We start from the raw sequence: 11405 nt of genomic DNA on the forward strand, positions 1-11405 counted from the left end.
CATGCACAGCGCCCCGTCGGTGAGCTACCCGGTGGGGCGTTCGCGCAGCGCGACGCGGCTCCTGACGGTGCTATGGGTTGCTGGCGCTTGCTGCGCGGGCGCTGCGCTTTTTCAGTTCGAACATGTCGGTTGGCGGCATGTGCTGATTCTTGCGAGCGTGGTCTTGACTGCGACGGCTGCGCGACGGACGTTGGGCCCGGTGCAGCCCATCGATCTCGTTTTCGACGGGCAGGACTGGTCTCTTTCTGGATTGGCATCGCGCAAAGTGGCGCGAATCGTGGTTGTGCTGGATCTGCAATCCTTGTTGTTGGTGCGACTCGATGAGCCGACTCGACGCGTGCGCTGGCTGTGGCTTGAACGCCGGGGCCGGCCTGAGCGTTGGCAAGATCTGCGCCGCGCGGTTTACTCGCGTGCGTTGTCCGGCGCACCCATTAAAACTCCCGCTACCGCCGTCGACCCCGCCGGCACGGTGGTTGCAGCGCCATGAGCGAAACGCCTCCCCCCGTCGCGCCCGTTCCTCATGTGGGTGCTGCGACCGATGGCGCAGAGGACGTGGCCGCCGCGCCCAAACCCGGCGAAGTCGACTTTCAACTCGTCCAGCGGACGGTAGCCGGCGACCAAAAGGCCTTCGAACTGCTGGTCATCAAGTACCAACGACGCATCGAACGGCTGATCGGCCGCATGGTTCGCGACGTCGACCTGGTCGAAGATATTGCCCAGGAAACATTCATTCGGGCGTATCGCGCACTGCACCAGTTTCGGGGGGATGCGCAGTTCTACACCTGGCTCTACCGGATCGCTGTCAACACCGCCAAGAAGGCTCTGGTCGACATGAAGCGCGATCCGACCATCTCCGAAAGTGCATTGCGTCCTGGTTCCGACGACGACGATGAAACTTACCGGCCCGGAAACGAACCAATCAGCGACGAGACCCCCGAAACCGTGCTGGCGGCCGCCGAAATCGCCCGCGCCGTCGAGGCCGCGATGGAAGCACTGCCGGCCGAATTGCGCCAAGCGGTCACGCTGCGCGAGATCGAGGGCATGAGCTACGAAGAGATTGCCGAGGTCATGAATTGCCCGATCGGCACGGTGCGGTCGCGGATTTTTCGCGCGCGGGAGGCCATATCGGCCCGGGTTAAACCGATGCTGGACAACCAGTCCGGCAAGCGTTGGTAAGCAGGTGAATGAAATGAACCAGTCAAAAACAGTCCTCGAACAAATTTCCGCCCTTGCCGATGGTCAGTTGCAAGGCGAAGAATTTGTCGCCGTCGTCGCCCGAGCCGCCGAGGAAGAAGATTTGCGCGCAACTTGGCAGAGCTACCACCTCGTGGGTGACGTGCTGCGGGCCGGAACGCATGCGCCATGCAGCGACAGCACGATGTTTCTTGCCCGTTTCCGGCAGCGGGTGTCCCAGGACCCGATTGTCCTGGCAGCGCCCGCGCAGGTGTGGCTTGCGCAGCCTATGCCGCCGCAAATTCAAACGCAGCTACCAAATCGGATCGAGGCTGCCAACGAGCCAGTGTTCCGCTGGAAATTGGTGGCAGGTGCGGCTTCGATTGCCGCCGCCGCTGCGATCGGATGGAGTTGGGTAGCGATGAACACCGCGCCAGCCGGTCCACAGCTTGCACAACAGCAACAACAGCAGCCACAGCCAGGCCAAACCGCTCCTGTCGTGGCGGTTGCCAATATGGCCATCACATCGTCGGCCAGCACGACACCTGTGCCGTCGCCAAGCCTGACCGCCCTCTCTGCAACCCGCGTGATGGTCGGCAACGGCAATCCTCAGGTGATGCTGCGCGACCCGCGACTGGACGAACTGCTCGAGGCGCATCGCCAGGCCGGCGGCGCATCGCAAATGCCTTCGGGCTTCCTGCGCAACGCGACTTTCGAAGCGCCTTCGCGCTGACATCGGCAGTCGATCGAACCGATGAATCTTTCGATGCCGATTCCTGCGCGCAGGCTCGCAGTCGTGTTCGTTGCCCTGTGCGTGACGCAGTTCGCGGTGGCGCAACTGCGCAGCGACCCGGCTGCGAAAAAGCCGATGACCCGAGCACCTGTCGGTGAGGCGCCGAACCTTGCGAGCTTCGGTGTCGTCGAATGGCTGCAACGCCTGCACACGGCATCACGCGAGCGGAGTTACGTGGGCACATTCGTGGTGTCGGCTTCAGCGGGCAATCTTTCGAGCGCGCGCATCTGGCACGCGTGCGAAGGCGACCTGCAGTTGGAGCGCGTTGAGGCACTGACCGGGCCCGCGCGGTCCACGTTCCGGCGCAACGACCACATAATGACCTTTCTTCCCGACACCAAAGTCGTGAAGAGCGAAAAGCGCGAGAGCCTGGAGCTGTTTCCCAATCTGCTCGGCGCGCCCGATTCTTCCATCGCCGACTTTTACGGCGTGCGCGTGCTGGGACACGATCGGGTCGCAGGTTTCGACACCGACGTCATCAGTCTGGTACCGCGCGACAGCCTTCGCTTCGGCTATCGGATCTGGAGTGAACACCGGTCCGGCCTCGTCGTCAAATTGCAGACTGTCGACGGCGATGGCAAAGTCGTGGAGCAGTCGGCTTTTTCTGAATTGCAGCTCGACGCGCCGGTCAAGGTGCATGCGCTTTCGCAAATGATGCAGAGCACTGCGGGCTACCGCGTCGAGAAGTCCGAACTCGAGCGCACCACGCCGATGGCCGAAGGCTGGGCGCTTAAAACGCCCGTGGCAGGCTTCAAACCGACCAGCTGCTACCGACGGGTCATGGGTGGCGCCGGCGCGCGCGAGCGCACCGTGCAGTGGACGTTCTCCGACGGTCTTGCTTCGGTCTCGCTCTTTATCGAGCCGTACGACGCGCAGCGTCAGCCGCAGGAAGTTGTATTGATGCTCGGCGCTACCTACACGATGACCCGTCGTCTGGTCGACAAGGGCGGAGATTGGTGGCTGACAGTGGTCGGCGAAGTGCCGCCGCAGACGCTCGATACCTTTGCTCAGAGTCTTGTGCGGACGCGTTGAGCGCCATCAGCGCGGCCGCATGGAGTTCTTCGATCTCCCCTCACTCGACCGTGCTGAACCAAACTGGTAGCGTTCATTTCACAGCACCGTTCCGCTGCCCTCTATTGAAAGAAATTCGATGATGATGTTCTATGCCGAGGGCAAAAAACTTCGCGCCTCCCTGTTCGTTTGCGCCTTGATGGTTGCTGCTGCGACTGCATCGCTTTTACCGGTCACGTCAGTCCAGGCGCAAACGCGCACGCTGCCGGATTTCACCGATCTCGTCGACCAGGTCGGGCCTTCAGTTGTCAACATCCGGACGATCGAAAAAGTCGCACAGCGCGCTGGTAATGGCGAGATGGACGAAGAGATGCAGGAGTTCTTTCGCCGCTTCTTCGGGCAGCCTCCTCCCGGCGCGCCCGGCGCGCCCGGTGCTCCGGGTGCCACACCGGGCACGCCGCGTGGCGCACCCAAGCCTAATCGGCCGCAGCAGCCGGTCCCTGAAGAAGAGCGACCACGTGGTGTGGGCTCGGGCTTCATCTTGACGGCAGACGGCTATGTGATGACCAACGCGCATGTGGTCGAAGATGCGTCTGAGGTCATGGTCACCTTGCCCGACAAGCGCGAGTTCAAAGCGAAGCTCATCGGCGCTGACAAACGCTCCGACGTGGCGGTGGTCAAGATCGAAGCGACCGGCCTACCGGCGGTGAAGGTCGGCGATATCTCCAAGCTCCGGGTCGGCGAATGGGTGATGGCCATCGGTTCGCCGTTCGGTCTCGAGAACACGGTCACGGCTGGCATCGTCAGCGCCAAGCAGCGCGACACCGGTGAGTACCTGCCGTTCATCCAGACCGACGTGGCGATCAACCCTGGCAACTCGGGTGGACCGCTCATCAACATGCGCGGTGAAGTCGTGGGCATCAACAGCCAGATCTATTCGCGTTCTGGTGGTTTCATGGGCATCTCTTTTGCGATCCCCATTGACGAGGCGATTCGCGTGAGCGACGCGCTCAGGACCTCGGGTCGCGTGTCCCGCGGGCGCATCGGCGTGCAGATCGATCAGGTCAGCAAGGATGTTGCCGAATCGATCGGGCTGGGCAAAGCGCAAGGCGCACTGGTGCGCAGCGTCGAAGCGGGCTCGCCGGGAGAGAAGGCCGGCGTCGAACCGGGTGACATCATCACCAAGTTCGACGGCAAGGCGATCGACAAGCCGAGTGATTTGCCGCGGTTGGTGGGCAACACCAAGCCCGGCACCAAGAGCACGCTGACGGTGTTCCGCCGCGGCAGCGCCAAAGACCTGACGGTGACAATCGCCGAAATTGAGCCTGACAAGCCTGCAAAACGCGTGTCGGACAAAGAAGAGCCAGCGCCCAAGGTCGCACCGACTTCGGCGGCTGCAAAGTCGCTTGGACTCGCAGTGAGCGAACTCGGAGACGCCCAGAAGAAGGAGCTCAAGCTCAAGGGCGGCGTGAAGATCGACACGGCGACCGAGGGCGCAGCGCGTGCTGGTCTCAAGGAGGGCGATGTCATCCTTGCCGTCGGAAATGCCGAGGTCGGCAATGTGCATGAATTCGAGAATGCCATTGGCAAGGCCGACAAGAGCAAAGCAGTCACGGTGTTGGTGCGCCGCGGCGAATGGGCTCAATACGCCTTGATTCGGCCGGCGCGCTGATCTGCACCCATGTTCATCGCCGGGACGTATTGGCCCCGCTCGGCAGTCGGGTTTTCGGCATTTTCGAGGCGCCGTTGAAACGAAAACAGAGTCGGTAACAAAAATTTTTCAATCGAAACAGCTGCCTGTTTGTTTGCAATCACTAACTTTTAGTTAGGGCTAAGAACCGGTTTCGGTAGAATGGAACCTCGGTAGACGCCACTTGATGCATAAGCAGCCATGTCGTCTCCACGATGCGGTATTCCACGGAACAGTCCACCGGCGGTCCACAGATCGCCCACAAGTTGTTCAGTGAGTGATCCACAGTTATTGTTGATAAGCTGTTTATAACTTTCATGTTGCTGACCTGCAACGACCTATTCGGACCGGGTTCCTGGATGTGCGTGCTCTCCTTTTTGCCTACAATGAAGTTCCAACTACTGCAGTTGCCATTGCTTGTTGGTTCAGGGCGCGTCTCCGGAAGACGCGCCCTTTTTTCTTGCCTGTCGCCTTCTGCGCGCGAGCCAATTCAAGTACTTAAGCGTCCCCGTTGATGAATCACATCAGAAATTTTTCGATCATTGCTCACATCGACCATGGCAAATCGACACTCGCAGACCGGCTGATTCAACGTTGCGGCGGTCTCGCGGAGCGCGAGATGCAGGCGCAGGTATTGGACTCGATGGACATCGAGAAAGAGCGTGGGATAACCATCAAGGCGCAGACCGCTGCGTTGCATTACAAGGCGCTAGATGGACAGGTCTACAACCTCAATTTGATCGATACGCCGGGCCATGTGGACTTCTCATATGAAGTGAGTCGTTCGTTGTCGGCATGCGAAGGTGCGCTGCTCGTCGTCGACGCATCGCAAGGTGTCGAAGCTCAGACCGTTGCCAATTGCTATACCGCGCTCGACCTCGGCGTCGACGTCGTGCCCGTGCTCAACAAGATGGACTTGCCGAACGCGGACCCCGACAACGCGAGAACCGAGATCGAAGACGTGATCGGCATCGATGCGACCGATGCGATTCCTTGCTCTGCCAAAACCGGCATGGGCATCGATGAAATTCTTGAAGCCGTCGTGAAGAGGATGCCCGCACCGCGCGGCAACCCCGATGGCCCGCTGCGCGCGATGATCGTCGACAGTTGGTTCGACGCCTACGTCGGCGTCGTGATGTTGGTGCGCGTCGTCGATGGTCGATTGGTCAAGGGCGAGCGCATCAAGATGATGGCATCGGGCGCCAGCTACAACGCCGACAGCCTTGGCGTGTTCACGCCAGCAACCGAAGCGCGGCCATCGCTCGAAGCAGGCGAGGTCGGTTTCATCATTGCTGGCATCAAGGAGTTGCAGGCTGCGAAGGTCGGAGACACTGTCACGCTCATCAAGACCGGCACGGGCGGCGCAGCGGCAACGGCGACGGAAGCGTTGCCGGGCTTCAAGGAAATCCAGCCGCAGGTTTTTGCAGGCTTGTATCCGACGGAAGCGAGCGAGTACGAATCGCTGCGCGACGCGCTCGAAAAATTGAAGCTCAATGATTCGTCGCTGCGCTACGAGCCCGAAGTGAGCCAGGCGCTTGGCTTCGGATTTCGTTGCGGCTTTCTCGGCTTGCTGCATATGGAGATAGTGCAGGAACGCCTTGAGCGCGAGTTCGACCAGGACATGATCACGACCGCACCCAGCGTGGTCTATCAGGTGGTGCGCAACGACGGCGAAGTCATCATGGTCGAGAACCCCTCAAAGATGCCCGACGTCGGCCGCATGTCGGAAATTCGCGAGCCGATCGTTACGGTGCATCTCTATATGCCGCAGGAATATGTGGGCGCCGTTATGACGCTCGCCAACCAGAAGCGCGGCGTGCAGATGAACATGGCGTATCACGGTCGGCAGGTCATGCTGACGTACGAAATGCCGCTCGGCGAAATCGTGCTCGACTTCTTCGACAAACTGAAATCGGTGAGTCGCGGCTATGCCTCAATGGACTACGAGTTCAAGGAATACCGCGCGTCGGACGTCGTCAAGGTCGACATCCTGTTGAACGGCGAGCGGGTCGATGCGTTGTCGATCATCGTGCATCGCAGCCAGTCGCAGTACCGTGGCCGAGCGGTGGTTTCGAAGATGCGAGAGATCATTTCGCGCCAGATGTTCGACGTCGCGATCCAGGCTGCCATCGGGGTCACCATCATTGCGCGTGAGACAATCAAAGCGCTCCGCAAGAACGTGCTGGCCAAGTGCTACGGCGGTGATATTTCCCGCAAGAAGAAGCTGCTCGAGAAGCAGAAAGCGGGCAAAAAACGAATGAAGCAGATCGGTTCCGTCGAGGTCCCGCAAGAGGCTTTCCTGGCGATCCTGCAAGTCGAAGACTAACCACCATGGCACTCCTCACTTCCCTGATCCTCGCGGCCTTTGCAGGCTACATCGGCGCTTGGTACTCCGGCGCCGTCGAAGGCAACTTCGCGTTGTTGCTGTTCCTAGCAACCGTTGTCACTGGTCTCTACTGGTTGGCTGAGCGTTTTTACTTCCTGCCCAAGCGTCGACGTGCGGCCGAAGCCATCGACTCGTCATTGGCCGAGCGCAACGCCCGCCTGGCCGGCAAGGGCATCACGCAAGTCGACACGGTCGATGTAAAGGCGCGCGAGCGGCTGCTCATGCAGCCGTGGTGGCTCGACTGGACCGCCGGCCTGTTTCCCGTGATCCTGGTCGTGTTCCTGCTGCGCTCGTTCTTGTTCGAGCCTTTCAAGATCCCGTCCGGTTCGATGATGCCGACGCTGCTTACGGGCGACCTGATCCTGGTCAACAAATTCACCTATGGCCTGCGGCTGCCCGTCATCAACACCAAGCTGACCGATGGCACGCCGCCGGCCCGCGGCGATGTGATGGTGTTCCGCTATCCGCCACAGCCGAGTCTCGATTACATCAAGCGTGTGGTCGGCCTGCCGGGTGATGAGGTCGCATACCTGAACAAGAAATTGACCATCAACGGCAAGCCGATCAGCAAGGACGCCGTCCCGGAGTATTTCGACGAGGAAGCCATGCGCTACCTGAAGGAATACAAAGAGGATCTGGTCGGCCGGCAGCACTACTTGCTGAACGACGACAGTCGCAGAGCGGGTTTGTCGGAGGCTGAGATCATGGCCTTCCCCAACCGTGAAAATTGTCGTTACAGTGTCGACGGCGTCGTGTGCAAAGTGCCGGAGGGTCACTATTTCATGATGGGCGACAACCGCGACAACTCGCTGGATTCCCGCTATTGGGGCTTCGTTCCCGACAAGAATATCGTTGGAAAAGCGTTCTTTATCTGGATGAATTTCGGCAATCTCAAACGCATCGGTGCGTTCCAATAACTAGATCCATCCATTCGAGGGGTAAGAGGGCATGAAGACTGGTCAATACAAGCAGCGCGGTATTTCGTTCATCGGACTTTTGTTCGTGGCGGTCGTGCTGGCGTGCGTAGGGGTTGTCGTCGCGCAGGTGATTCCGACTCTTATCGAATACCAGGCCATCGACAAGGCAGCCAACAAGGCCAAGGAAGGCAACACGGTGCCAGAGGTTCGCGCCATCTTCGATCGTTCCCAGGCCATCGACGATTTCAAGCTGAGCGGCAAGGACCTCGACGTCAAGAAAGATGGCGACAAAGTGGTCGTCTCGTATTCGTACGAGCGCGAGATCCCGTTGTTCGGCCCCGCTGTGCTTCTCATGCGATACAAAGGTCAGTCGCGCTGAAACCGCCGCAGAAGTCCTCGCCGAACGTGCCGCTTCTCAAGGCGGACGGCGGCCTCCCGGCGCTGCAAGCGCGCCTCCAGTACACCTTCGCCGATGCGCGCCTGTTGCAGCTCGCTCTCACGCATCGCAGCTTTTCGTCGGACCATAACGAGCGCCTAGAGTTTCTGGGTGATTCGGTGCTGAATCTGGCAGTCGCGCATCTTCTCTACGTCAAGCTGGGCGGCCTGCCAGAAGGCGACCTTTCGCGCGTTCGCGCCAATCTGGTCAAGCAGGAAACGCTGCACCAACTGGCGATCAAACTCGGATTCGCGCCCTTGCTGCGGCTGGGAGAAGGCGAGTCGCGCTCCGGCGGCTCGGCACGCCCGTCGATTTTGGCGGACGCGCTGGAGGCGCTGATTGGCGCGGTGTACCTCGACGCCGGGTATCCGGCTGCCCAGGCGCTGGTGCATCGGCTCTTCGAGGCCGTCGAGATCAATCCGCGCATGGACGCAGTCGGCAAGGACCCAAAGACCGAATTGCAGGAATGGCTGCAGGGCCACAAAATGAAGCTGCCTGCATACCGCGTGGCAGGCACCGTGGGCGCGGCCCACAAGCAAACGTTCGACGTCGAATGCGCGGTGGAAGAACTGGGCCTGACCGAACGCGGCATCGGTGGCTCGCGCCGCGCTGGCGAACAGGCTGCTGCTGCCGCGATGCTGATCAAACTCAAAGCCCGAAGCACGAAAGCTGCATGACCAATACCGATACGACCGAACCGACCGAACCCGCAACCGACCCTATCCAACCCGACGAGCCCATCAAAGCCGACACCGAAGGCGATGCGGACGATTCGCACGCCGTCGGTGTTTCCGTCGCTCCACCGACCGCCGAAGGCCCGCGCCATTGCGGCCTGATTGCCATTGTCGGCAAGCCCAACGTCGGCAAGTCGACTCTGCTCAACGCGCTGGTCGGCCAGAAGATCAGCATCACCTCGCGCAAGGCGCAGACCACGCGGCACCGCATCACCGGCATGCGCACGGTCGGCGCCACGCAGTTTGTCTTCGTCGACACGCCAGGCTTCCAGACGCTGCATGCCAACGCGTTGAACAAGTCGCTCAACAAGACCGTGCTGGGTGCCGTGGCCGACGTCGACCTGATCCTGTTCGTGGTCGAGGCTGGCAGCTTCACGCCGGCGGACGCGCGCGTGCTGGCGCTGCTTGCAAAAGACATCCCGACCCTGCTGATTGCTAACAAACTGGACAACATCCATCGCCGCGGCGACATCGCGCCCTGGCTGCAGACGATGCAGGCAAGACATGCGTTTGCCGAGTTCGTCCCGATGTCGGCCAAGAGCGCCAGGGATGTCGAGCGCCTGTTCGCCATTTGCGAAAAGTACCTGCCCGAGCAAGCCTGGTTCTATGCCGAAGATGAACTCACCGACCGCAGCGAGAAGTTCCTTGCAGGCGAGTTGGTCCGTGAAAAGCTGTTCCGCCTGACCGGTGACGAGCTGCCCTACACCTCGACCGTCATCATCGACAAGTTCGAAGAGGAGCCGCCGCAGCGCAAGGGCCAGAAACGGCTGCTCCGCATCGCCGCGACCATCGTGGTCGAGCGCGACGGGCACAAGGCGATGGTCATCGGTGACAAGGGCGAGCGCATCAAGCGCATCGGCATGGAGACGCGCGTCGAGCTCGAAAGGCTGGTCGACGCCAAGGTGTTCATCGAGCTCTGGGTCAAGGTCCGCTCTGGCTGGGCCGACGACGAGGCCCGTGTGCGGTCGTTCGGCTACGAGTGAAGGATGGCGACGGGGCATCGCGTTTCTCACGAGCCGGCTTACGTCCTGCATCGCTACGACTGGAGCGAGTCGAGTTTGATTCTTGAAGTTTTCACCCGGCACCACGGTCGAATCGCTCTGGTGGCCAAGGGCGCGAAGCGGCCGACTTCCAACTTCCGCCCGGTGCTTCTGCCGCTGCAGCCGCTTCTGTTGAACTACGGCGGCGATGCCGAGATCCGCGCGCTCAAGGGTGCCGAATGGGTCGGCGGCCATGTCATGCCGACCGGCGAGTCGCTGCTCTCGGGCTTGTATGTCAACGAGCTCTTGCTGCGCCTGCTGGCGCGCGACGATGCCCACGAATCTCTCTTCGATTCATACGCAGGGGTCGTCGAGGTGCTTGCCGGGGAGCATGCAGGCGCGCAGGCCGCTACCCAGGCAGCGGCGCTTCGAGCTTTCGAACTGTTGCTGCTGCGCGAGGTCGGCCTACTGCCTGCGCTCGACGCCCAGACGATGACGCTGTCATCGTTGGCGCCTGAGCTGCGCTACACGCTGGTTTCCGAGGCCGGTCTGCGTCAGGCTGAAGCACAAGATGCCGCGTTGACCGGCGCCGAATGGCAGGCACTGCAGGCGGCGCTGGACGATCACACACCATTCACCGCAACCCTGCGGTGCATTGCCACGCTCAATGTCGGCAGCAACGCCGCATTGCGTAGTCAATTGCGTGTCCTGCTCAACTACCATTGTGGCGTGTCCACCCTGCGCACCCGGCAGATGATGCGAGACCTGCAAGCCCTCTGATCGAATCGATCCTGCATACCCATGACCACGCGTTCAAACACCACGGCCCTCTCGGTCAACCTCAACAAGGTCGCGCTGGTACGCAACACGCGCGAGCTCGGTATTCCGAGCGTGCTGTTCGCCGCGTCGATGTGCCTCGACGCCGGCGCCAGCGGGATCACGGTGCATCCCCGACCTGACGCGCGTCACATCCGTGCGCAGGACGTGTACGACCTGTCGGCGCTGCTGGCGAGAGACTGGCCGGACGTCGAATTCAATATCGAAGGCAACCCCTTTCACAACCTGATGGACTTCGTGCGGGAGCAGCGGCCGCACCAGGCGACCTTCGTGCCCGACAGCGAAACCCAATCGACCAGCGATCACGGCTGGGTGTTCCCTGAAGATGCCGACCGGCTTCGCCCGTTGATCGAGGAAGCCAAGGCGCTCGGCGTGCGTGTCAGCCTCTTCATGGACCCCGAGCCGGACATGATGGCCGCAGCCAAGGCGGTCGGCGCCGACCGCGGCG

General features: G+C 61.2%; 12 protein-coding genes and 1 pseudogene. All 13 read left to right on the plus strand.

Annotated elements, in window-relative coordinates:
- The first annotated feature begins 1 nt into the window (after position 1).
- Positions 2 to 487 carry a hypothetical protein gene (locus QN397_RS17735; protein WP_323496675.1) on the plus strand — a complete coding sequence of 162 codons (486 nt, stop codon included), beginning with the start codon at positions 2 to 4 and terminating at the stop codon, positions 485 to 487.
- The gene (rpoE, locus tag QN397_RS17740) at positions 484 to 1176 is read left to right on the plus strand and encodes an RNA polymerase sigma factor RpoE (RefSeq protein WP_323496674.1); all 693 of its coding nucleotides are present in this window, start codon (positions 484 to 486) and stop codon (positions 1174 to 1176) included. Before QN397_RS17735 ends, rpoE begins: the two co-directional genes overlap by 4 nt.
- 13 nt (positions 1177 to 1189) lie before the next feature.
- Positions 1190 to 1417: pseudogene (locus QN397_RS17745) on the plus strand (sigma-E factor negative regulatory protein); the annotation flags it as partial.
- A gap of 177 nt (positions 1418 to 1594) precedes the next feature.
- Complete coding sequence (locus QN397_RS17750; RefSeq protein WP_323496717.1) at positions 1595 to 1906, plus strand: hypothetical protein; 312 nt, start codon at positions 1595 to 1597, stop codon at positions 1904 to 1906.
- Between the two features lie 21 nt (positions 1907 to 1927).
- Positions 1928 to 2998, plus strand: a complete 1071-nt coding sequence (locus QN397_RS17755; RefSeq protein WP_323496673.1) for a MucB/RseB C-terminal domain-containing protein — start codon at positions 1928 to 1930, stop codon at positions 2996 to 2998.
- Positions 2999 to 3119: 121 nt separating this feature from the next.
- Positions 3120 to 4649 (plus strand): DegQ family serine endoprotease, encoded by a 1530-nt coding sequence (locus QN397_RS17760; protein ID WP_323501544.1) that lies wholly within the window; start codon positions 3120 to 3122, stop codon positions 4647 to 4649.
- A 532-nt stretch (positions 4650 to 5181) separates the two neighbouring features.
- On the plus strand, positions 5182 to 6993 hold the full coding sequence (lepA, locus tag QN397_RS17765) for a translation elongation factor 4 (RefSeq protein WP_187052723.1): 1812 nt from the start codon (positions 5182 to 5184) through the stop codon (positions 6991 to 6993).
- A 5-nt stretch (positions 6994 to 6998) separates the two neighbouring features.
- A complete protein-coding gene (lepB, locus tag QN397_RS17770) occupies positions 6999 to 7970 on the plus strand; it encodes a signal peptidase I (protein ID WP_323501542.1) in 972 nt (323 codons plus the stop codon).
- 31 nt (positions 7971 to 8001) lie between these two features.
- Entirely contained in the window at positions 8002 to 8349 is a 348-nt protein-coding gene (locus QN397_RS17775; RefSeq protein ID WP_323496671.1) for a DUF4845 domain-containing protein, read from the plus strand.
- A gap of 26 nt (positions 8350 to 8375) precedes the next feature.
- Positions 8376 to 9083 (plus strand): ribonuclease III, encoded by a 708-nt coding sequence (rnc, locus tag QN397_RS17780; RefSeq protein WP_323496670.1) that lies wholly within the window; start codon positions 8376 to 8378, stop codon positions 9081 to 9083.
- On the plus strand, positions 9080 to 10123 hold the full coding sequence (era, locus tag QN397_RS17785; protein ID WP_323496669.1) for a GTPase Era: 1044 nt from the start codon (positions 9080 to 9082) through the stop codon (positions 10121 to 10123). The genes rnc and era overlap by 4 nt, the downstream gene beginning before the upstream one ends.
- Positions 10124 to 10126: 3 nt before the next feature.
- Positions 10127 to 10900 (plus strand): DNA repair protein RecO, encoded by a 774-nt coding sequence (gene recO / locus QN397_RS17790; RefSeq protein WP_323496668.1) that lies wholly within the window; start codon positions 10127 to 10129, stop codon positions 10898 to 10900.
- A gap of 21 nt (positions 10901 to 10921) precedes the next feature.
- On the plus strand, positions 10922 to 11405 hold a 484-nt coding region (locus QN397_RS17795; RefSeq protein ID WP_323501543.1), incomplete at its 3' end, for a pyridoxine 5'-phosphate synthase.

Origin of the sequence: Variovorax sp. RTB1 (genome assembly GCF_035018765.1) — a bacterium.
Classification (GTDB): Bacteria; Pseudomonadota; Gammaproteobacteria; order Burkholderiales; family Burkholderiaceae_C; genus Variovorax.